At 73.2% G+C, this 21,585-nt stretch carries 16 protein-coding genes; 3 read left to right on the top strand and 13 right to left on the bottom strand.

The genetic code is table 11. The features are described 5' to 3' along the window. Nucleotides 1-94: 94 nt before the first annotated feature. The 6 genes from serA to AC07BS_RS30275 form a co-directional block, all read right to left on the bottom strand. On the bottom strand, nt 95-1,702 hold the full coding sequence (gene serA, locus AC07BS_RS30300) for a phosphoglycerate dehydrogenase (RefSeq protein ID WP_478642220.1): 1,608 nt from the start codon (nt 1,700-1,702) through the stop codon (nt 95-97). A 257-nt stretch (nt 1,703-1,959) separates the two neighbouring features. Continuing rightward, on the bottom strand, nt 1,960-2,961 hold the full coding sequence (gene ilvC / locus AC07BS_RS30295) for a ketol-acid reductoisomerase (RefSeq protein WP_478642221.1): 1,002 nt from the start codon (nt 2,959-2,961) through the stop codon (nt 1,960-1,962). Nucleotides 2,962-3,092: 131 nt separating this feature from the next. Then, nucleotides 3,093-3,617 carry an acetolactate synthase small subunit gene (gene ilvN / locus AC07BS_RS30290; protein ID WP_225662422.1) on the bottom strand — a complete coding sequence of 175 codons (525 nt, stop codon included), beginning with the start codon at nt 3,615-3,617 and terminating at the stop codon, nt 3,093-3,095. 32 nt (nt 3,618-3,649) lie between these two features. Further along, nucleotides 3,650-5,545: an acetolactate synthase large subunit gene (locus tag AC07BS_RS30285; RefSeq protein ID WP_478642223.1), complete on the bottom strand. Its 1,896-nt coding sequence runs from the start codon at nt 5,543-5,545 to the stop codon at nt 3,650-3,652. 197 nt (nt 5,546-5,742) lie between these two features. Beyond that, nucleotides 5,743-8,733, bottom strand: coding sequence for a putative bifunctional diguanylate cyclase/phosphodiesterase (locus tag AC07BS_RS30280; RefSeq protein WP_478935094.1), 2,991 nt, complete (start codon nt 8,731-8,733; stop codon nt 5,743-5,745). 211 nt (nt 8,734-8,944) lie between these two features. Next, nucleotides 8,945-9,907: a 2-hydroxyacid dehydrogenase gene (locus AC07BS_RS30275; RefSeq protein ID WP_478642224.1), complete on the bottom strand. Its 963-nt coding sequence runs from the start codon at nt 9,905-9,907 to the stop codon at nt 8,945-8,947. 71 nt (nt 9,908-9,978) lie between these two features. Here AC07BS_RS30275 and AC07BS_RS30270 point away from each other — a divergent pair, with 71 nt between their 5' ends. From AC07BS_RS30270 to AC07BS_RS30260, 3 genes are all read left to right on the top strand, one after another. After that, nucleotides 9,979-10,989: an aldo/keto reductase gene (locus AC07BS_RS30270; protein WP_478642226.1), complete on the top strand. Its 1,011-nt coding sequence runs from the start codon at nt 9,979-9,981 to the stop codon at nt 10,987-10,989. A gap of 133 nt (nt 10,990-11,122) precedes the next feature. Then, a complete protein-coding gene (locus AC07BS_RS30265; protein WP_478642227.1) occupies nt 11,123-12,247 on the top strand; it encodes a PQQ-dependent sugar dehydrogenase in 1,125 nt (374 codons plus the stop codon). A 15-nt stretch (nt 12,248-12,262) separates the two neighbouring features. Beyond that, nucleotides 12,263-12,427: a DUF6191 domain-containing protein gene (locus AC07BS_RS30260; protein ID WP_478642228.1), complete on the top strand. Its 165-nt coding sequence runs from the start codon at nt 12,263-12,265 to the stop codon at nt 12,425-12,427. Here the strand turns inward: AC07BS_RS30260 and AC07BS_RS30255 are convergent. From AC07BS_RS30255 to AC07BS_RS30225, 7 genes are all read right to left on the bottom strand, one after another. After that, the gene (locus AC07BS_RS30255) at nt 12,405-14,651 is read right to left on the bottom strand and encodes an MMPL family transporter (RefSeq protein WP_478642229.1); all 2,247 of its coding nucleotides are present in this window, start codon (nt 14,649-14,651) and stop codon (nt 12,405-12,407) included. The two genes, AC07BS_RS30260 and AC07BS_RS30255, sit on opposite strands and share 23 nt — an antisense overlap. Before the next feature lie 210 nt (nt 14,652-14,861). Continuing rightward, the gene (locus AC07BS_RS30250; RefSeq protein WP_478642230.1) at nt 14,862-15,455 is read right to left on the bottom strand and encodes an AMIN-like domain-containing (lipo)protein; all 594 of its coding nucleotides are present in this window, start codon (nt 15,453-15,455) and stop codon (nt 14,862-14,864) included. Nucleotides 15,456-15,661: 206 nt separating this feature from the next. Beyond that, on the bottom strand, nt 15,662-17,170 hold the full coding sequence (gene gatB, locus AC07BS_RS30245) for an Asp-tRNA(Asn)/Glu-tRNA(Gln) amidotransferase subunit GatB (protein ID WP_478642232.1): 1,509 nt from the start codon (nt 17,168-17,170) through the stop codon (nt 15,662-15,664). Between the two features lie 24 nt (nt 17,171-17,194). Next, entirely contained in the window at nt 17,195-17,449 is a 255-nt protein-coding gene (locus AC07BS_RS30240; RefSeq protein ID WP_478642234.1) for a hypothetical protein, read from the bottom strand. Next, entirely contained in the window at nt 17,446-18,939 is a 1,494-nt protein-coding gene (gene gatA / locus AC07BS_RS30235) for an Asp-tRNA(Asn)/Glu-tRNA(Gln) amidotransferase subunit GatA (RefSeq protein WP_478642235.1), read from the bottom strand. Before gatA ends, AC07BS_RS30240 begins: the two co-directional genes overlap by 4 nt. A gap of 5 nt (nt 18,940-18,944) precedes the next feature. Next, a complete protein-coding gene (gene gatC / locus AC07BS_RS30230) occupies nt 18,945-19,241 on the bottom strand; it encodes an Asp-tRNA(Asn)/Glu-tRNA(Gln) amidotransferase subunit GatC (RefSeq protein WP_478642237.1) in 297 nt (98 codons plus the stop codon). A gap of 136 nt (nt 19,242-19,377) precedes the next feature. Then, nucleotides 19,378-21,471, bottom strand: coding sequence for a putative bifunctional diguanylate cyclase/phosphodiesterase (locus AC07BS_RS30225; RefSeq protein WP_478642238.1), 2,094 nt, complete (start codon nt 21,469-21,471; stop codon nt 19,378-19,380). Between the last annotated feature and the right edge of the window lie 114 nt (nt 21,472-21,585).

Genomic DNA, 21,585 nt, shown 5'->3' with positions numbered 1-21,585 from the left:
CCCCCCCCCCCCCCCCCCCCCCCCCCCCCCCCCCCCCCCCCCCCCCCCCCCCCCCCCCCCCCCCCCCCCCCCCCCCCCCCCCCCCCCCGCCCCGTCAGTCCGTCAGGTTCACCGCGCGGGCCGAGGCGGCGCCGATCGCCTCGGCGATCTCGGCGAGCACCGGCGCCGGCACGGACTCGTCGACGGTCAGGGCGACCAGCGCCTCGCCGCCCTCCAGCGTGCGGGAGACCTGCATGCCGGCGATGTTGATGCTCGCCTCGCCGAGGATCCGGCCCAGCGTGCCGACGACGCCGGGGCGGTCGACGTAGCGGAGGAAGGCCATGTGGTCGGCGAGCGCCAGGTCCACGTCGTGGTCGCCGACCGCGACGATCTTCTGGAGGTTCTTGGGGCCGGCCAGGGTGCCGGAGACGGAGACCTCGGCGCCGCCCGCCAGCGTGCCGCGGACGATCACCACGTTGCGGTGGTCGGGGGACTCCGAGCCGGTGGTCAGGCGGACCTCGACGCCACGCTCCTGGGCGAACAGCGGGGCGTTGACGTACGACACGGTCTCGTCGACGACGTCCTCGAACACGCCCTTGAGTGCGGAGAGTTCGAGCACCTTCACATCGTGCTGGGTGAGCTCGCCGTAGACCTCGACGTCGAGGCGGACCGCGACCTCGCCCGCCAGCGCGGTGAAGATCCGGCCGAGCCGCTCGGCCAGCGGCAGCGCGGGCTTGACGTCCTCGGCGATCACTCCGCCCTGGACGTTGACCGCGTCCGGCACCAGCTCGCCCGCGAGCGCCAGCCGGACGGACTTGGCGACCGCGATGCCGGCCTTCTCCTGGGCCTCGCCGGTGGAGGCGCCCAGGTGCGGGGTGCACACCACGGTGTCGAAGGCGAAGAGCGGGGAGTCCGTGCACGGCTCGGAGGCGTAGACGTCCAGGCCGGCGCCCGCGACGCGGCCCTCCTTGAGCGCGTCGGCCAGGGCCGCCTCGTCCACGATGCCGCCGCGCGCGGCGTTGACGATGCGGACCGAGGGCTTGACCTTGCGCAGCGCCTCGTCGCCGATGAGGCCGAGGGTCTCGGGGGTCTTGGGCAGGTGCACGGTGATGAAGTCGGCGGCCTCCAGCAGCTCGTCGAGCGAGAGCAGCTTGACGCCCATCTGCGCCGCCCGGGCGGGCTGGACGTAGGGGTCGTAGGCGACGACCTTCATGCCGAACGCGGCCATGCGCTGGGCGACGAGCACCCCGATCCGGCCGAGGCCCACCACGCCCAGGGTCTTCTCGGACAGCTCGACGCCGGTGTACTTCGAGCGCTTCCACTCGCCGTTCTTCAGCGCGGAGTTGGCCTGCGGGATGTTGCGGGCGGTGGCGATCAGCAGGCCGCAGGCGAGCTCGGCGGCGGTGACGATGTTGGACGTCGGGGCGTTGACGACCATCACGCCGGCCTTGGTGGCGGCGGCGACGTCGACGTTGTCCAGGCCCACGCCCGCGCGGGCGACGACCCGCAGCCGCTTGGCGGCCCCGATGGCCTCCGCGTCGATCCGGGTGGCCGAGCGGACCAGGACCGCGTCGGCGTCGGCGAGGGCGGGCAGCAGCTCGGCGCGGTCGGCGCCGTTGCAGTGCCGGATGTCGAAGTCGGACCCCAGGGCGTCGACGGTGGCGGGCGACAGCTCTTCGGCGATGAGTACGACGGGTTTGCGCGACGGCGAAACAGGGCTCACGTGGTCTCAGTCCTCACTGGTCCTTCGCGGACGGCCGTCCCGGCGGCCGAAGGCGGTGAACGGGGGCAGCCGCGTGGAAGACGCACGACGCTGTGAGCCTGACGCGTTGTGCTCCGCAGTGTATCGGGGGAAGCGGCGCGAGCCCGGGCCGATGCGCAAACGTCACCCGGGGCCACCGGACAGGGGCGGACGAAACGGACCGGCACCGGGCCGGGGACGCCGCCCCGGCCCGGTGCCGCGTTCCGTACGCGTGGGGACTACTCCTTGTCGTCCACCCAGCTCATCAGCTTGCGCAGCTTCTTGCCGGTGGTCTCCAGGAGGTGGTCCTCGTCGGCCTTCTTGTACTCGTTGTACTTGGGCAGGCCGGCCTGGTACTCCTTCATCCAGTTGTTGGCGAAGGTGCCGTCCTGGATCTCGCCCAGGACCTTCTTCATCTCGGCCTTGGTGCCCTCGTTGACGATGCGCGGGCCGGTGACGTAGTCGCCCCACTCGGCGGTCTCGGAGACCGACCAGCGCATCTTCTCCAGGCCGCCCTCGTACATCAGGTCGACGATGAGCTTGAGCTCGTGGAGGCACTCGAAGTAGGCGATCTCCGGCTGGTAGCCGGCCTCGACCAGGGTCTCGAAGCCCGCCTTGACCAGCGCCGAGGCACCGCCGCAGAGGACGGCCTGCTCGCCGAAGAGGTCGGTCTCGGTCTCCTCGGTGAAGGTGGTCTTGATGACGCCGGCGCGGGTGCCGCCGATGGCCTTGGCGTAGGAGAGCGCCAGCGCGAAGGCGTTGCCGGAGGCGTCCTGCTCGACGGCCGCGATGCACGGCACGCCGCGGCCCTCCTCGTACTGGCGGCGGACCAGGTGGCCCGGGCCCTTGGGGGCGACCATGCAGACGTCGACGCCGGCCGGGGGCTTGATGAAGCCGAAGCGGATGTTGAAGCCGTGGCCGAAGAAGAGGGCGTCGCCGTCCTTGAGGTGGTCCTTGACGGACTCCTCGTAGACCTTGGCCTGGATCGGGTCCGGGACGAGGATCATGATGACGTCGGCCTCGGCGGCCGCCTCGGCGGGGGTGACGACGCGCAGGCCCTGCTCCTCGGCCTTCGCCTTGGACTTCGAGCCCTCGTGGAGGCCCACGCGGACGTCGACGCCCGAGTCGCGCAGGGACAGCGCGTGGGCGTGCCCCTGGCTGCCGTAGCCGAGGACCGCGACCTTGCGGCCCTGGATGATGGACAGGTCGGCGTCGTTGTCGTAGAAGAGCTCGGCAGCCACGTGGAATATCTCCTTGTTTCCGGTGTGTCCGGTGGTACGACCCACCGTATGACGGCGGGCGGTCGGCGTGTGCGGGGGGACGGGGGTGCGGCGGGAAAGTGACGGCGCGACAGGGGTGCCGGCCGGGCCGGTCAGGCCGAGCGGTCCAGGGCGCGCAGGCTCCGGTCGGTGATCGAGCGGGCGCCACGGCCTATGGCGATGGTGCCGGACTGGACCAGTTCCTTGATGCCGAAGGGCTCCAGCATCTTGAGCATGGCGCCGAGCTTGTCGCTGCCGCCGGTGGCCTCGATGGTGACGGCCTCCGGGGAGACGTCCACGGTCTTGGCGCGGAAGAGCTGGACGATCTCGACGATCTGGGAGCGGGTCTCGTTGTCGGCGCGCACCTTCACCAGGACGAGCTCGCGCTGGATGGCGGCGCTCTCCTCCAGTTCGACGATCTTCAGCACGTTGACGAGCTTGTTCAGCTGCTTGGTGACCTGCTCCAGCGGCAGCGTCTCGACGTTGACGACGATCGTGATGCGGGAGATGTCGGGGTGCTCGGTCACCCCGACGGCGAGGGAGTCGATGTTGAAGCCCCGCCGGGAGAACAGCGCGGCGACCCGGGTCAGGATGCCGGGGGTGTTCTCCACCAGGACGGAGAGCGTGTGCTTGGTCATGGGTCGGTCTCTCGGCTTTCTCGTCGAGGCGGTCAGTCGTCGTCGATGCCGTCGAAGTCCGGCCGGACGCCGCGCGCGGCCAGGATCTCGTCGTTGGAGGTGCCCGCGGCGACCATCGGCCAGACCATGGCGTCCTGGTGGACGATGAAGTCGACCACGACGGGGCGGTCGTTGATGGCGTTGGCCCGCTCGATCACGGCGTCGAGCTCGGCGGGGTCCTCGCAGCGCAGGCCCACGCAGCCCATGGCCTCGGCGAGTTTGACGAAGTCGGGCACCCGGGTGCCGGTGCAGGGCTCCTGGCCGGCGCCGGTGGCCGTACCGCCGCCGGACACCGCGGGACCGGTGTGCAGCACGGTGTTGGAGTAGCGCTGGTTGTAGAAGAGCGTCTGCCACTGGCGGACCATGCCCAGGGCGCCGTTGTTGATGATGGCGACCTTGACGGGGAGGCCGTTGAGCGCGCAGGTGACCAGTTCCTGATTGGTCATCTGGAAGCAGCCGTCACCGTCGACGGCCCAGACCGTGCGGTCCGGCATCCCGGCCTTGGCGCCCATCGCGGCGGGCACCGCGTAGCCCATCGTCCCGGCGCCGCCGGAGTTGAGCCAGGTCCGCGGCTGCTCGTAGTCGATGAAGTGGGCGGCCCACATCTGGTGCTGGCCGACGCCCGCGGTGAAGATCGTGTCCGGCGGGGCGAGCTGCCCGATGCGCTGGATGACCTGCTGCGGGGAGAGGCTGCCGTCCTCGGGCTGGTCGTAGCCGAGCGGGTAGGTCTTCCGCCAGCGGTCGAGGTCGGTCCACCAGTCGGCGTAGCGGGTGCGGGCGGCGTCGCCGGCGCGGCCCTCGGCCTGCTCGGCGCGGACGGCGACGATCAGGTCGGCGAGGACCTCGCGGGCGTCGCCCACGATCGGGACGTCGGCGACGCGGTTCTTGCCGATCTCCGCCGGGTCGATGTCCGCGTGGACGATCTTCGCGTGCGGTGCGAAGGAGTCCAGCCGGCCGGTGACGCGGTCGTCGAAGCGGGCGCCGAGGGCGACGATCAGGTCGGACTTCTGCAGCGCGGTGACGGCGGCGACCGAGCCGTGCATCCCGGGCATGCCCAGGTGCTGGGGGTGACTGTCGGGCAGCGCGCCCAGCGCCATCAGGGTGGTGGTCACGGGGGCGCCGGTGAGCTCGGCGAAGACCTTCAGCTCGGCCGTGGCGGAGGCCTTGAGCACGCCGCCGCCGACGTAGAGCACCGGGCGCTCGGCCTGGGCGATCAGCTTGGCGGCCTCGCGGATCTGCTTGGCGTGCGGCTTGGTGACGGGGCGGTAGCCGGGCAGGTCGGTGTGCGGGGGCCAGGCGAAGGTGGTCTGGGCCTGCAGGGCGTCCTTGGCGATGTCGACCAGGACCGGGCCGGGGCGGCCGGTGGAGGCGACGTGGAAGGCCTCGGCGATCGTCCGGGGGATCTCGGCGGGGTCGGTGACCAGCCAGTTGTGCTTGGTGATCGGCATGGTGATGCCGCAGATGTCCGCCTCCTGGAAGGCGTCCGTGCCGATCGACTTGGAGGAGACCTGGCCGGTGATCGCGACGAGCGGGACGGAGTCCATGTGGGCGTCGGCGATGGGGGTGACCAGGTTGGTGGCGCCCGGTCCCGAGGTGGCCATGCAGACGCCGACCCGGCCGGTCGCCTGGGCGTAGCCGGTGGCCGCGTGGCCGGCGCCCTGCTCGTGGCGGACGAGGACGTGGCGGACCTTGGAGGAGTCCATCATCGGGTCGTACGCGGGCAGGATCGCCCCGCCGGGGATGCCGAAGACGATCTCGGCCCCCACCTCCTCCAGCGAGCGGATGAGGGACTGCGCACCCGTGACGCGTTCGACGGTGACGGGCTGCTGTGCCGCGCCGCTGCGGGGCCGCGGCTGCGGATGATGGGCCCCGGTGGCCTGCTCTGTCATCGGAAATCTCTTCTCGAAGGCTTCGGATTCGACGGTTCGGCAAACAAAAAACCCCTCGTGCCGTAAGGCAAGCGAGGGGAGCGCGTCGGGGTGGTCTGCAGGGGCTTCGTGAGCGACCTGCTTCAGCCGACGCGCTGTCCAAGTACGAGAATTCGGGTGCGCATGGGACCGACCCTCCCTCCGCGCCACCTGAAGTGTCAAGTGGGTGGGACGGGCGTCTCATTATTTGAGCGCAATGGAGCATGGGCCAGGGCTCCGGCACCTCCCACCGCCCCGGATCGTACGGGCAGCGCACCCCCGACGAGCACCTCGTTTCCCCCGCCCGAGGGATCGCCCGGCACTGTGTACGGGCCACGGTCGAGGGCGTGCCGCAGCCGGTGCTCGTCGAGGGCCCCGGCGAAGGCGGCGCCCTGGCCGTGGGTGCACCCCATGGCCGTCAGCACCCGGGCCTGCTCGGGCTCGTCCACGCCGTCGGCCACGGACTGCATGCCCAGGTCGCCGGCGATCCGCAGCAGCCCGGCCGTGATCTTGTACAGCCGGGCGGACTCCACCACGCCCTCGACCAGCCCGCGGTCGAGCTTGAGGACGTCGATGGGCAGCCGCCGCAGGGCGCTCATGGCGGCGTACCCCGTGCCGAAGCCGTCGAGCGCGATACGGACGCCGAAGCGCCGCAGCGAGACCAGGCGCCGCTCCAGCTCGTCGAGCGGGACGCGCGGATCGCTGCCGGAGAGCTCCAGGACCAGCGAGCCGGCGGGCAGGCCGTGGCGGAGGACGAGGGCCTCGATGTCCTTGGGCGGCAGCGAGCGGTCGAGCAGCCGGGCGGCGGTCAGCCGGACGAACACGGGCACGGCGTGGCCGGCGCCGCGCCGCCGGCCGGCCTGCTCGGCGGCCTTCTCCAGCGTCCACCGGCCGAGCTCGGCCGTACGGGCGCTCTCGTCGCCCCGGTCCATCTCGGCCACCCGCAGGAATTCGTCCGGGGTGAAGAGGATGCCCTGGGCCGAACGCCAGCGGGCCTGCGCGGAGACGGCGGTGATCCGGCCCGTCGCGAGCTCGACGACCGGCTGGTGCAGCAGCGCGAACTCGCCGTCGTGGAGGGCGGTGCGCAGCCGGGTGGCGAGCTCCGCGCGGCGGACGACGTCGGCCTGCATCTGGGGGGCGTAGAGCTCGACGCGCCCCTTGCCGGCCTGCTTGGCGCGGTACATCGCGAGGTCGGCGTTGCGCATGAGGGTGCCGGGGGTGATGCCGGGCTCGGCGAAGGCGACGCCGATGCTGGCGGCGACCCGGACCTCGGTGCCGCCCTCGACCAGATAGGGCTGGGAGAGGGTGAGCCGGAGCCGGTCGGCGATCTCCAGGATGCGGTACTCGCGGGCGGCGGCGTCGCGGGTGCCGTCGCCGATGATGAGGGCGGCGAACTCGTCACCGCCGAAGCGGGCGGTGGAGTCCCCCGAGCGCACCGATTCCTGGAGCCGGCGGGCGGCCTGGACCAGCAGTTCGTCGCCGGCCTGGTGGCCGACGGTGTCGTTGACGGCCTTGAAGCCGTCGAGATCGATGAAGAGCACGGCGGTGCCGGCGTCGGTGACTCTGCGGCCGGCGAGGGCCTGCTGGACGCGCTTGGTGAACAGCGCGCGGTTGGGCAGGTCGGTGAGCGGGTCGTGCTCGGCGGTGTGCTGCAACTGGGCCTGGAGCCGGACCCGTTCGGTCACGTCGCGGCTGTTGAAGATCAGCCCGCCGTGGTGGCGGTTGACGGTGGACTCGACGTTGAGCCAGTCACCGCCGCCGGAGCGGAAGCGGCACTCGATGCGGGTGGTGGGCTCCTCGGCGGGCGGGGCCGCGAGGAAGCGGCGCACCTCGTGGACCACCCGGCCCAGGTCCTCGGGGTGGATGAGTGAGGCGAGCTCGGAGCCGACGAGCTCCTCGGCGTCGCGGCCGTAGACCCCGGCGGCGGCCGGGCTGACGTAGCGCAGTATGCCGGTGGGCGCGGCGATCATGATGACGTCGCTGGAGCCCTGCACCAGGGACCGGAAGTGGTTCTCCTTCTGTGCCAGCTCCTGGGTGAGGGAGATGTTGTCGAGCAGCATGATGCCCTGGCGGACGACGAGCGCCAGGACGACCGTGCAGCCCGTGAAGAGCACGACGCGGTCGACGCGGTGGCCGTCGAGGACGTTGTAGAGGATGCCCAGGGTGCAGACGGCGGCGGCGAGATACGGGGTGAGGGCGGCGAGGGAGCCGGCGATGGGCCGGCCGCCGGCCGGCAGCGGCCGGGAGCGCTTGCCAGCGGACTCGTCCTGCTCCTCGCGGGCCACCCAGGGGGCGTACGCCATGAGCATGTAGCCCGCGAACCAGCCGGCGTCGAGGATCTGGCCGGAGCGGTAGTGGTCGCGCAGCAGCGGGGAGGTGAACAGGGCGTCGCACAGGACCGTCAGGGCCAGGGCGGCGATGGCGGTGTTGATGGCCGAGCGGTTGGCCGAGGAGCGCCGGAAGTGCAGCGCCAGCACCATGGACACCAGCACGATGTCCAGCAGCGGATAGGCGAGCGAGAGCGCGGCGTGGGCGACGGTCTCGCCGGCGAAGTGCGCGGTGTGGGCGAGGGCCAGGCTCCAGGAGAGGGTCAGCAGCGAGCCGCCGATGAGCCAGGAGTCGAGCGCGAGGCAGACCCAGCCGGCCCGGGTGACCGGCCGGCGGGCCAGCACCAGCAGGCCGATGATGGCGGGCGGCGCGAAGAGCAGGAAGCAGAAGTCGGCCGGGGACGGGGTCGGCACGGGCCGGTCCAGGACGACCTCGTACCAGCCCCAGACGGCGTTGCCGAAGCCGGCCATCGCCGAGGAGGCGGCGAACAGCAGCCAGGCGGGCCGGAACCGGGTGCTGCGGGTGTGCCCGTACCAGAAGCAGGAGGCGGCGGCCAGGCCGGCGGCGCCGCTCAGGCCGAAGTCGCCCATGGCGGTGGCGAGCCGGCACGAGCCCCAGCCGAAGGCGGCGCCCGTGGCGTAGCTGCCGCAGACGAGGGCGAGGAGGAGCTGGGAGAGCACGCCCGGCCCCCCGGCCGGGGCGGGCCGGAGGGCCGGCGCCGCTCCGGGGGCGCTCACCGCGCCGCCGTCCGGGGCGCGCCGGGCCGGGGGGACGGCGGGAGAGGGCTCGCCGAGCCGTGCCGCCGTGACAGGTGCCTGAGCCGCGTCGGGTAGATCGTCCATTGGCCGTGCATCGCCCGTCGCCCCCCTCGAGTTCCGGTACATCGCTGCGTCCGTACGGTGCGCGGCGCAGCCCCCGTCGGGACGATACACCAGACTCGTCACTCAGGGACATAGCTCATATACATAGCGTAACTAGCTACCGGATTACGGATACGCAGCGCAGCCGAATGATGTCTCTACGTGGTAGCGGCCTCGCGCGGCGCCGGAACGACTACGCGGCGGCTACGACATTCCGCAGAGGCTCGTCCAGTACGAATCTGGCCAGCTGATCGCGGAGCAGGGCCTTGGCGCGGGGCAGATAGGCCGAGGACGGCCCGCCCACATGGGGGGTGACGAGGGCCCCGGGCGCCGTCCACAGCGGGTGACCGGGCGGCAGCGGCTCGGGGTCGGTGACGTCGAGCGCGGCCAGCAGCCGCCCCCGTTCCAGCTCGGCCAGCAGCGCCTCGGTGTCCACGACGGGCCCGCGCGCGATGTTCACCAGCAGCGCGCCGTCCTTCATCCGGCCGAGGAACGCGGCGTCGACGAGCCCCCGGGTCTCGTCGGTGAGCGGCGTCGCGATGATGACCACATCGGCGTCGGGCAGGAGTTGAGGCAGGGCGGCGACCGGGTGCACCGGGCCGCGTGCTGTCGTGCGCGGGGAGCGCGCGACGCGCACGACCCGCGCGCATTCAAAGGGAACGAGCCGGTCCTCGATGGCGGCGCCGATCGCGCCGTAGCCCACGAGGAGCACCGACCGGTCCGCGAGCGCCGGGCGGAACTCCCGCCGCCACTCCCCCGCGTCCTGCGCCCGGACGAAGCCGGGCACGCCCCGCAGCGAGGCCAGGACCAGGGTCAGGGCCAGCTCGGCGGTGCTGGCGTCGTGCAGTCCGCGCGCGCTGCACAGCACCGCGCCGGAGGGCAGCAGCGGCAGGACGGGCAGCAGGTCGTCCACGCCCGCGGTGAGCGCCTGCACGACCCGCAGCCGGGGCATGGCCGGCAGCGGCCGGGCCGCGACCTCGGTGCCCTTGAGATAGGGCACGCCGTAGAACACACAGCGGGCGGGGTCGGTGGGGAAGTCGGGGCCGCCGTCCCAGTGGGCGTACTCCAGCCCCTCGGGGAGGCCCTCGATCTCCTCGGGAGGGATCGGCAGCCAGGCCAGGGGGCGGGCGGCGGAACCGCTGTGATCTGCGCTCATGTCTGGAGGCTATGCGAAGGGGCCTCCGAGGCAGAGGTTACTTTGGGGGCGAGGAACGGGGGGTACGGCCGGTGGAGCGCAGGACAATCGGTGCGACGGCGCTCGAGGTGGGGGCGATCGGCCTGGGGTGCATGCCCATGCACTGGGCGTACACGGCCTCGCAGCGGGACGGCGGGAGCTCCCTGCGCGCCGTCCACGCCGCCCTCGACGCCGGCGCCACCCTGCTGGACACCGCCGACATGTACGGCCCGTTCACCAATGAGTTGCTGCTGGGACGGGTGCTGCGGGAAAGGCGCTCGGAGGCCTTCGTCTCCACCAAGTGCGGCCTGCTGGTGGGCGAGACCCACGTCGTCGCCAACGGCCGCCCCGGCTACGTCAGGCGGGCGTGCGACGCCTCGCTGCGCCGGTTGCAGACGGACGTGATCGACCTCTACCAGCTCCACCGGCCGGACCCCGAGGTGCCCGTCGAGGAGACCTGGGGTGCCATGGCGGACCTGGTCTCCGCCGGGAAGGTCCGGGCCCTGGGCTGGTGTGCGATCGGCGCCCGGGCCCGGCGCAGGCCCGGTGCCGCGGGCGGGGCGCCGACGGACAGGTACGACGCGACGATCGGCCAGCTGGAACGGGTGCAGCAGGTCTTCCCGGTCAGCTGCGTCCAGGCCGAGCTGTCGGTGTGGTCGAGGGAGGCGCTGCGCCGGCTGGCGCCGTGGTGCGCCTCGCGCGGCGTGGGACTGCTGGCCGCGATGCCCCTGGGGAACGGTTTCCTCAGTGGCACCCTCACCCCCGGCCAGGGCTTCGAGCCCGAGGACGTCCGGGCCCGCCACCCGCGCTTCACGGCCGAGATGATGGCCGCCAACCAGCCCATCGTCGCCGGGCTGCGCCGGGTCGCGCGCCGCCACGACGCGACGGCGGCGCAGGTCGCCCTCGCCTGGGTGCTGGCGCAGGGCCGGCACGTGATCCCGGTGCCGGGCACGAAGAAGGCCCGGTGGGCGGTGCAGAACGCGGCGGCCGCCGGACTGCGGCTCACGGACGAGGACTTCGCCGAGATAGCGGCCCTGCCGGCGGCCATGGGGTCCTGGGACTGAGCGCGTCCGGGTGTATGAAGGACGGGTGACCGATGGCCCCCGAGGCGTCAGGACCCGAGCCGTACGACCCGTACTCCCCGCGCGACCCGTACTCCCCGCGCGACCCGTACGACCGGCCCGGCGCGCACGGTCCGTGGCCGCCGTGGCCGCCGTGGCCGCCGCGCTGCTGATCGCCGTCGCCGGCTGTTCGGACGGCGGCGCGCGGGACGGGGGGCCGCCGGAGGGCGGCCCGTCACCGTCCGGGTCCGCCGCCGCCCCGCCCGCCCGGGGCTCGGCCGAGGTGGTCCGCACGCTCGCCACCGGGCTGGCCTCCCCCTGGGGCGTGGCCGCGCTGCCCGGCGGCGACCTGCTGGTGGGCTCGCGCGACACCGGCGAGATCGTCCGGATCGCGGCCTCGGACGGCCGGCGGACCGAGCTGGGCCGGCTGCCCGGGGTGGCGGCCGCCGGCGAGGGCGGGCTGCTGGGGCTGGCCGTCCCGCCCGGCTGGGCCCGGGACCGCACGCTGTACGCCTACCTCACCACCGCCTCCGACAACCGGATCGTCCGCGTGCGCGTGGACGACGCGCGCCCGGCGGGCGAGCGGCTGTCCGCGCCGGTCACCGTCCTCGACGGCATCCCCAAGGGGACGATCCACAACGGCGGCCGCATCGCCTTCGGCCCCGACGGGATGCTCTACGCCGGCACGGGCGAGGGCGGGCGGCCCGCCCTGGCCCAGGACCCCGCGTCCCTCGGCGGCAAGATCCTGCGCATGACGCCGGACGGCGGGCCCGCCCCCGGCAATCCGTGGGCCGGCTCGGTCGTCCACAGCCTCGGCCACCGCAACGTCCAGGGGCTGGCCTGGGACGCGGACGGGCGGCTGTGGGCCGCGGAGTTCGGCCAGGACACCTGGGACGAGATCAATCTCGTCCGGCCCGGCCGGAACTACGGCTGGCCGCGCGCCGAGGGCAGGGCGGGCCGGCCCGGTCTCACCGACCCGGTGGTGCAGTGGCACCCCTCCGAGGCCTCCCCCAGCGGCCTCGCCTACGCGGCCGGATCGCTGTGGGCGGCCGGTCTGCGCGGTGAGCGGCTCTGGCGGATCCCGCTGCGCGGCGAGCGGCCCGCGGCGGATCCCCAGGCGTTCCTCCGGGGGAACTACGGGCGGCTTCGCACGGTTGTACCTACCGACGACGGCGGGCTGTGGCTGACGACGAGCAACACGGACGGCCGGGGCACCCCCGGCCCCCGGGACGACCGGCTGCTCCGCCTGAAGGTGACGTGACGGACGGGAGTCCTGATGTTCAACGTGATCGAGGAGCTGTTCTCGCCGGCCCGCAAGCACACCGACGAGGAGCACAAGCGCCTGGAGCTCACCCGCGAGGACGTCGGCGACGCGGACCCGGCCCGGGGCCCGGTCGACCTCGACTCGGGCCGCGTGGTCATCCGCCCCCGGCAGGGCTGATCCCGGCCGCGGCGACCGGGCCCGGCGCCACGGGCTCCGGGCTCGCCCCCGCGCACGGCGGGACGGCCGCCGGCCCGGTCGTGGGCTCCTCGGCCGGCTCGATGCTGATGCGCGGCAGGACCCGCTCCATCCAGGCCGGCAGCCACCAGTTGGCGCCGCCGAGCAGGTGCATGAGCGCGGGGACCAGCAGCGTGCGCAGGACGAAGGCGTCCAGCGCCACGGCGGACGCCAGGCCGATGCCGAACATGGCGATCACGCGGTCGCCGCTGAGCACGAAGGCCAGGAAGACCGAGATCATGATGACGGCCGCCGAGTTGATCACGCGGCTGGTCTCGGCCAGGCCCACCCGGACCGCCCGGCAGTTGTCCCGGGTGGCCAGCCATTCCTCGTACATCCGGCTGACCAGGAAGACCTGGTAGTCCATGGACAGGCCGAAGAGCACCGACACCATCACGACGGGCAGGAACGGCTCGACGGGCCCGGCGCCGCCCAGACCGAGCGGCTCGCTGCCCCAGCCCCACTGGAAGACGGCGACGACGACGCCGAACGAGGAGGCGACGGCGGCCATGTTCATCGCGGCGGCCTTCAGCGGTATGCCGATGCTGCGGAAGGCCAGCAGGAGCAGCAGGCAGCCCAGCCCGACGACGGTCCCGACGAAGAGCGGCAGCTTGCCCAGGATGACGCGCGCGAAGTCGTCGTAGCTCGCGGTCATGCCGCCCACGTGGACGTCGAGCCCGCTGCCGGCGGTGGCCTTCGGCAGCACGCCCGCGCGGAGCCGGTCGACGAGGTCGCTGGTGTCCCGGGACTGCGGCGAGGTGGTGGGGACCACGGTGATCACGCCGGTGTCGCCGCGGCCGTTGAGGGTGGAGGGGGTCACGGCGGCGACGCCGGGGGTGTGCCGCAGGGTCTCCGGGAGCCGGTTGAAGGCCAGCCGGTCGGAGGCGCTGTCGAGGGGCGCGACCAGCGTCAGCGGGCCGTTGACGCCGGGGCCGAAGCCGCCGGCGAGCATGTCGTACGCCTGGCGGGTGGTGGAGCCCGCCGGTTTGGTGCCCTGGTCGGAGGTGCCCAGGTGGAGGGCGAGGGTGGGCAGGGCCAGGGTCAGCATGACGGCCGCGGCTGCGGTGCCCAGCGGCCTGGGGTGGCGCTCGACGAACGCGGCCCAGCGGGCGGCCAGGCCGGTGGGGGTCTCCGGGGCCGGCCCGGAGGCGGCCAGGGCGCGGCGCTCGCGGCGGCCGAGGGCGCGCGGGCCGATGAGGGACAGCAGGGCGGGCAGCAGGGTCACGGAGGCGGCGACGGTGAGCACCACCGTCAGCGAGGCGGCGATCGCCACGCCGGTGAGGAAGTTCAGCCGCAGGACGAGCATGCCGAGCAGGGCGACGCAGACCGTGCCGCCCGCGAAGACCACGGCCCGCCCGGTGGTGGCGACCGCCCGTTCGGCGGCCAGCGGGACCGGCAGGCCCCGGCGCAGGCCCTTGCGGTGGCGGGTGACGATGAAGAGGGCGTAGTCGATGCCCACACCGAGCCCGATGAGGGTGCCCAGCATGGGCGCGAAGTCGGCGACCTTCATCAGGTGCCCGAGCAGCACCGTCCCCATGGCGGCGGTGCCCACGCCGACGAGGGCGGTCGCTATGGGCAGCAGGCTGGCGGCCAGCGAGCCGAAGACCACGAACAGCACCACGGCCGCCACGACGACCCCGATGACCTCGCTGAGGTGGCCGCCGGGGCCCTCGGCGCCGGCGATGCCGCTGCCGCCGAGCGCGACCCGCAGGTCGGCGTCCGACGCCGCGCGGGCGGTGTCCACGACCTCGGCGACCTGCGCCTTGCCGGGGCCCGCGGGGTCGGTGAAGGTCAGGGTGGCGTAGGCGGTCCGCCCGTCGGCGCTGACGCGCGGTGCGCCCTCGCCGCCGTAGGGGCCGCTGACGGTGCCGACGCCGGGCAGTTCCCCGACCCTGTGCAGCACGGCGGTCATACGGCGCTCGACGGCGGGGTCGCGGACGGTGCCCCGCTCGGTGTGCCAGACGATCCTGTCGTCGCCGCCCTCACCCGGGAAGGCCTTCTCCAGCAGGGCGGTGGCGCGGGCGGCCTCGGTGCCGGGCACGCCGTAGTCGTTGGAGTACGCGGGTCCGGCCAGCGCGGCGGCGGCCGTGGTACCGGCGAGGGCGACGAGCCACAGCACGATGACGGCGAAGCGGCGGCGCAGGCACCACCGGGCGAGTGAGGTCATCTGGCCGCTTCCCGGTCATCGCGTCGTTCTCCGGGAAGGACCCGTGGTTCCGACCGCAGGGCTGTGTGGGGCAGGAGGGACCCTTCACGGGTACCCCGGCGCCTTACTGTGACAGCCGGAAAAGATCATTTGTCCCCTTTGTGGGTTAAGCCACACAGGGGGTGACAAGGGCGTTCCGCACCCCCGGGAACGCCCTCGGCGGACCCTCCGTCAGCGGAGGCCGTTCCAGTCGTGGGCGACGTCCACCACGACGCGGTCGCCCTCCTGGAACACCCGGAACGGCAGCCGGGCACGGACGCCCAGCCCGACCTGGGTGTCGCCCTCGAAGCTGCTGGCGAAACGGGTGTCCCGGAAGGTGCGGTAGCCGGTGAGGTCCACCCCGGGCAGCGGCTGCCGCGCCTTGGCGTGGTACGTGGGCCGGCCGGTCGCCGGGTCGTAGCTGGGCGCCGCCACCCGGACCTCCAGGACCGCCCCGCCGCCGACGGGGACGACCTCGCCGGAGCCGTCCTGCCGCAGCCGGTCGACGTACCGCACGTGGTAGCCGACCGGGGCACCGGTGCCGGACCCCAGGACGTCGAAGACCATCCGGTCGAAGCAGGCGTGGCGACCGGTCCTGATGTTCCCCAGCGGCTGGTACTTGCTGTCGGTGGCGACCTTGGGCAGGCTTCCCCAGCCGGTGCCGCAGGCCTCCGAGGCGGTCCGCGCCACCGGTGCGGCCGCCGCGGCCGGGCCCGCCGGCAGTACGGCCGTCATCCCCGCTCCCGCCAGCAGCAGCGCGGCCAGTCCCGTGCTCAACCGTCGCATCGCAACCCCCATACCTCGCGTGCGGGCCCCTGACGGCCGCACTGCCGCGATCATGCCGGACCGTTTTCCCCGGCGGAGGGCGTACCGGCGAATCTCGGCCATACGCGACGGCCCCGGGCGCCCGGCGTCACCGCACGCGCGACGGCCGCCCCCCGTGCGGGGGACGGCCGTCGTGCGTGTGTGCGGCCGGGCCGGCCGCGCCGGGATCAGCCCTCGACGCCGAGCTTCTCCAGGATCAGCTCACGGACGCGGGCCGCGTCCGCCTGGCCACGGGTGGCCTTCATGACCGCGCCCACGAGCGCGCCCGCGGCCGCCACCTTGCCACTGCGGATCTTGTCCGCGATGGCCGCGTTGGCGGCGATGGCCTCGTCCACGGCGGTGCCCAGCGCGCCCTCGTCGGAGACGACCTTCAGGCCGCGCGCCTCGACGACCGCGTCCGGCTCGCCCTCGCCCGCGAGGACGCCCTCGATGACCTGGCGGGCCAGCTTGTCGTTGAGGGAACCCTCGGCGACCAGCGCGCACACCCGGGCGACCTGCGCGGGGGTGATCGCCATCGTGGCCAGGTCCGCGCCGGCCTCGTTGGCCCGGCGGGACAGCTCGCCCATCCACCACTTACGGGCGGAGGAGGCGTCGGCACCGGCCTCGATGGTGGCGGCGATCAGGTCGACCGCGCCCGCGTTGAGGATCGACTGCATGTCGTGGGCCGAGACGCCCCACTCCTCGCGCAGCCGGTTACGGCGCACGCGCGGCAGCTCGGGCAGACCCTTCCGCAGCTCCTCGACCCACTCGCGGGCGGGGGCCACGGGCACCAGGTCCGGCTCCGGGAAGTAGCGGTAGTCCTCCGCCTCCTCCTTGATCCGGCCCGGAGTGGTGCTGCCGTCCTCCTCGTGGAAGTGGCGCGTCTCCTGGATGATCGTGCCGCCCGAGGACAGCACGGCCGCGTGCCGCTGGATCTCGAAGCGGGCGGCCCGCTCGACGGAACGCAGCGAGTTGACGTTCTTCGTCTCGGAGCGCGTGCCGAACTTCTCGCTGCCCTTGGGCATCAGCGAGAGGTTGACGTCGCAGCGCATCTGGCCCATCTCCATGCGGGCCTCGGAGACGCCGAGCGCCTTGATGAGCTCGCGCAGCTCGGCGACGTACGCCTTGGCGACCTCGGGGGCGCGCTCGCCCGCACCGGTGATCGGCTTGGTGACGATCTCGATGAGCGGGATGCCGGCGCGGTTGTAGTCCAGCAGCGAGTGCTGCGCGCCGTGGATGCGGCCGGTGGCGCCGCCCACGTGCGTGGACTTGCCGGTGTCCTCCTCCATGTGGGCGCGCTCGATCTCCACGCGGAAGACCTCGCCGTCCTCCAGCTGGACGTCCAGGTAGCCGTTGAAGGCGATGGGCTCGTCGTACTGGGAGGTCTGGAAGTTCTTCGGCATGTCCGGATAGAAGTAATTCTTCCGGGCGAAGCGGCACCACTCGGCGATCTCGCAGTGCAGCGCGAGACCGATCTTCACGGCCGACTCGACACCGATCGCGTTGACGACCGGCAGGGCGCCGGGCAGGCCGAGGCAGGTGGGGCAGGTCTGCGTGTTGGGCTCGGCGCCCAGCTCCGTGGAGCACCCGCAGAACATCTTGGTCTTGGTGCCGAGTTCGACGTGCACCTCGAGGCCCATGACGGGCTCGAAGGTGGCGAGCGCCTCCTCGTACGACACCAGTTCAGTGACGGTCACGGAAAACTAACCTCTCAGTCCCGCTCAGCCCGCGAGGACGTCGTCGCTGTTCATGCGGCGCAGCTCGCGGACGAGCAGGGCGACGCCGGTGGCGATCGCGGCGGCGGAGACCACCGCGTCGACGAGCTGGAGGGTGTCCTGCTCGCCACGGGCCTTCTTCGCCTGCTTGGCGACGCTGATGGCGCCGAACAGGGTGGTGCCGATGGACAGGTACGTGCCGGCCTTGGACTTCTTGAAGCCCTTGGCCTTCTTCAGCGCGCTCTTCGTGTCGGTGCTCACAGTGCCGGTGCCTCCTCGAGAATCGGGTGGCCCCAGCGCTCGGTGAACGCGGCCTCGACCGCGGCACCGACCTTGTAGAGCCGGTCGTCCTTCATGGCGGGAGCGATGATCTGCAGACCGACCGGCAGGCCGTCCTCCGGCGCGAGGCCGCAGGGCAACGACATGGCCGCGTTGCCCGCCAGGTTGGTCGGGATGGTGCACAGGTCCGCGAGGTACATCGCCATCGGGTCGTCGGCGCGCTCGCCGATCGCGAAGGCGGTGGTGGGCGTGGTCGGCGAGACGATCACGTCGACCTGCTCGAACGACCGGTCGAAGTCGCGCGAGATCAGCGTGCGGACCTTCTGCGCGGAGCCGTAGTAGGCGTCGTAGTAGCCCGAGCTCAGCGCGTAGGTGCCGAGCATGACGCGGCGCTTGACCTCGGGGCCGAAGCCGGCCTCGCGGGTCAGGGCGGTGACGTCCTCGGCCGAGCGGCTGCCGTCGTCGCCGGTCCGCAGGCCGTAGCGCAGGCCGTCGAAGCGGGCCAGGTTGGACGAGCACTCGGACGGCGCGATCAGGTAGTACGCCGCGAGCGCCAGGTCGAAGGACGGGCAGTCCAGCTCGACGATCTCCGCGCCCAGCTCCTTGAGGAGCTCGACCGACTCGTCGAAGCGCTGGATCACACCGGCCTGGTAGCCCTCGCCGCGGAACTGCTTGACGACACCGACGCGCATGCCGGCGACGGAGCCGTTGCGGGCCGCCTCGACGACCGGCGGGACCGGGGCGTCGACGGAGGTGGAGTCCAGCGGGTCGTGGCCGGCGATGACCTCGTGCAGCAGGGCCGCGTCCAGGACCGTGCGGGCGCAGGGGCCGCCCTGGTCGAGGGAGGAGGAGAACGCCACCATGCCGTAGCGGGAGACCGCGCCGTAGGTGGGCTTGACGCCGACGGTGCCGGTGACGGCGGCGGGCTGGCGGATGGAGCCGCCGGTGTCCGTGCCGATGGCCAGCGGGGCCTGGAAGGCCGCGAGGGCGGCGGAGGAACCGCCGCCGGAGCCACCCGGGATGCGGGTGAGGTCCCAGGGGTTGCCCGTGGGGCCGTAGGCGCTGTTCTCGGTGGAGGACCCCATGGCGAACTCGTCCATGTTGGTCTTGCCGAGGATGACGACGCCGGCGTCCTTGAGACGCTTGGTCAGCGTCGCGTCGTAGGGCGGGATCCACCCTTCGAGCATCTTGGAGCCGACCGTGGTCGGGACGCCCTTGGTGGTGAAGATGTCCTTCAGCGCCAGCGGGACACCGGCCAGCGGGCCGAGCTTCTCGCCGCGCTCGCGCTTGGCGTCGATCTCGCGGGCCTGGGCCAGCGCGCCCTCGCGGTCGACGTGGAGGAAGGCGTGGACCTTCTCGTCGACGGCGTCGATACGGGCCAGGTGGGCCTCGGTGACCTCGACGGCCGTGAGCTCGCCGGAAGCGATCTTCTCGGCGATCTCGGCGGCGGTGAGCTTGATGATCTCCGTCATGGGGTTCAGTCCTCCCCCAGGATCTGCGGCACCTTGAAACGCTGCTGCTCCTGGGCGGGGGCGCCGGAGAGCGCCTCCTGCGGGGTCAGCGACGGGCGGACCGTGTCCGGCCGCATGACGTTCGTCAGGGGCAGCGGGTGGGAGGTCGGCGGTACGTCCTCGTCGGCCACATCGGAAACGCGGGCGACCGCGCCGATGATCACGTCGAGCTGTTCGGCGAAGTGGTCGAGCTCTTCGTCCTTCAGCTCCAGACGCGACAGCCGGGCGAGGTGGGCGACCTCCTCGCGCGTGATGCCAGGCATGCAGCGATCCTCAAGGGTGGTGGATGGTGGGTACGGCTTTTCGCCCCAATCCTATGGCGCGCGGGAGTGTGCCCGCGAAACGGTTTCCCCCTGGCCGGGCCCCGGGCGTGGCGGACCCGGCGCGGGGCGGCCTCCGTCAGGTCACCGGCTGGTCCGCGTCCTGCTCGGCGCCGGCCGCCAGCGGCTCCTCGTCGCGCCGCCAGCCGGAGCCGTTGCGCAGCCGCAGCCAGGCGGTGGTCTCGTCCGGCGGCATGGCCGCCGCCACCAGCCAGCCCTGCACGGCGTCGCAGCCCAGGTCGCGCAGCCGCTCCCAGGTCTCGTCGTCCTCGACGCCCTCCGCGACGACGAGCAGCCCCAGTGAATGGGCGAGGTCCAGGGTGCAGCGGACGATCTCGGCGTCCTCGTTGTCGATCGCCAGCCGGGCGACGAACGAGCGGTCGATCTTCAGCTCGCTCACCGGCAGCCGGCGCAGGTGGACCAGGGACGAATAGCCGGTGCCGAAGTCGTCGAGGGACATCTTCACCCCGTGGCCGGTGAGCCCGGCGAGGGTGTCGGCGGCCCGCTGCGGGTCCTCCAGGAGGACGTGCTCCGTTATCTCCAGCTGGAGCGCCCCGGCCGGGACGCCGTGCCGGGCGAGCCGGGCGGCGACCGAACCGGCGAACCCGGGGGTGTGAACGTCGCGCGGCGAGACGTTGACGGCGACCGGGACCTCCAGGCCCATGGCCCGCCACTTGGCGACCTGGCTCAGCGCGGTCTCCAGCACGTACTCGGTGAGCCGGGGCATCAGCCCGGAGGACTCGGCGATGGCGATGAACTCGTCCGGCGATACCCGGCCGCGCTCGGGGTGCACCCACCGCACCAGCGCCTCCAGCCCCTCCACATGGCCGTCGAAGCCGACCTTGGGCTGGTAGTGCAGCTCGACCTCGCCGGCGTCCAGGGCGCGCCGCAGGTCGCCCAGGAGGCCGAGCCGGTCGGGGGTGTTGCCGTCGCGGCGGGCCTCGTAGACCTCGACCCCGCTGCGGTCCCGCTTGGCCTGGTACATCGCCACGTCGGCGCGGCGCAGCAGGCCCTCGGCGTCCAGGGCGTGGTCGGGGTAGACGGCGACGCCCGCGCTGGCCTCCAGGACGAGGGTGAGCCCGTCCAGGTCGAGGGGCGAGCCGAGGTCGGCGACCAGCGTGCGGGCGACACGCTGGGCGCTGGTGAGGGAGTCGGCGGTGGGCAGCAGGACGGCGAACTCGTCGCCGCCGAGCCGGGCGGCCTCCGCGTCGCGCGGCAGGGCCAGCCGCAGCCGCTCGGCGATCTGCAGCAGGAGGCGGTCGCCGGCGAGGTGGCCGAGGGTGTCGTTGACGGACCGGAAGCGGTCGAGGTCGATGAGGACGAGCGCGGCCCGCTCACCGGCCCGCTCCGCCTCGTCGAGGGCGGTCCAGGTGCGCTCCAGCAGCCACTGACGGTTGGGCAGGCCGGTGAGCGGGTCGCGCAACTGCTCCTCGGCGCGGGCGCGGGCGATCCAGAGGGTGGAGTCCAGCGCGATGAGGGGCACCGCGAAGAGCGGGAGCAGCAGGGGCGAGTGGTCGGCGACGACGGCGATGAGCGGGGCGATGCCGAGCAGGGCGATGCCGACGAGCGCCTGCCGGGCCAGGGCGGTGCGGGCGATGCTGGCGAGCGGGGCGCGCGGCGCCATCGAGTACCACAGCAGGGCACGGGTGACGGCGAGGTAGAGGAAGGCCGCGAGGGCGATCCGGGGGGCGGCGGCGGGCTGCCAGCTGTCGGGCAGCCAGGGGTCCTCGACGGAGGCGCTGACGCCCCAGGCGAGGAGGGAGAGTCCGGCGGCGGCGATGCCGAGGATGTCGACGGCCCCGTGGAGTAAGGCCTGCCGCCAGCGGTGCCGGCGGGCGGCGGCCACGAGGGCGACCACGGCGATGCTGACGAGCACGGCCGGGAGCCAGCCGTAGAGCAGCAGGACGGCCAGGGTGAGGGCGGCGCCGGATCCGGTGCCGCCCCACCAGCGGTCGCGTCCCAGGGCGACGAGGTGGACCACGATGAGGAGGGTGAGGGTGGCCAGCGACCAGCCGACGGCGCCGCCGGGGAAGAGGGCCCGGCCGGAGCCGACGGCGCGGCTGGTGCCCGCCGCGAGCGCCAGGGCGGCCAGGGTGAGGCAGACCGTGGGCAACGCGGGCGGGGAGAGCCGGCGCAGCCGCGATTCCGGTTCGGCGCTGTCGGTGGGTTTCATGCCCGTCCCTCTCACAGCCGGCGGTGCCCGCGCCACGGCAGGCGCACATCTCAACAGTAGGCCGCAGAAGGCCACGGCGGGCAGCGATCGGCAGCGGTTGCCCGAATGCGATCC

It is taken from the genome of Streptomyces sp. NPDC044063 (assembly GCF_056434285.1).
The sequence above is the reverse complement of the archived record's forward strand: the minus strand, read 5'-3'. Positions and strand labels throughout refer to the sequence as shown.

Coding starts and splice junctions, on each gene's coding strand:
- AC07BS_RS30260 (WP_478642228.1), top strand. CDS start 12,263: ATGTTCAACGTGATCGAGGAGCTGTTCTCGCCGGCCCGCAAGCACACC.
- AC07BS_RS30250 (WP_478642230.1), bottom strand. CDS start 15,455: ATGCGACGGTTGAGCACGGGACTGGCCGCGCTGCTGCTGGCGGGAGCG.
- AC07BS_RS30280 (WP_478935094.1), bottom strand. CDS start 8,733: ATGGACGATCTACCCGACGCGGCTCAGGCACCTGTCACGGCGGCACGG.
- AC07BS_RS30225 (WP_478642238.1), bottom strand. CDS start 21,471: ATGAAACCCACCGACAGCGCCGAACCGGAATCGCGGCTGCGCCGGCTC.
- gatA (WP_478642235.1), bottom strand. CDS start 18,939: ATGACGGAGATCATCAAGCTCACCGCCGCCGAGATCGCCGAGAAGATC.
- AC07BS_RS30275 (WP_478642224.1), bottom strand. CDS start 9,907: ATGAGCGCAGATCACAGCGGTTCCGCCGCCCGCCCCCTGGCCTGGCTG.
- AC07BS_RS30285 (WP_478642223.1), bottom strand. CDS start 5,545: ATGACAGAGCAGGCCACCGGGGCCCATCATCCGCAGCCGCGGCCCCGC.
- ilvN (WP_225662422.1), bottom strand. CDS start 3,617: ATGACCAAGCACACGCTCTCCGTCCTGGTGGAGAACACCCCCGGCATC.
- gatC (WP_478642237.1), bottom strand. CDS start 19,241: ATGCCTGGCATCACGCGCGAGGAGGTCGCCCACCTCGCCCGGCTGTCG.
- AC07BS_RS30255 (WP_478642229.1), bottom strand. CDS start 14,651: ATGACCTCACTCGCCCGGTGGTGCCTGCGCCGCCGCTTCGCCGTCATC.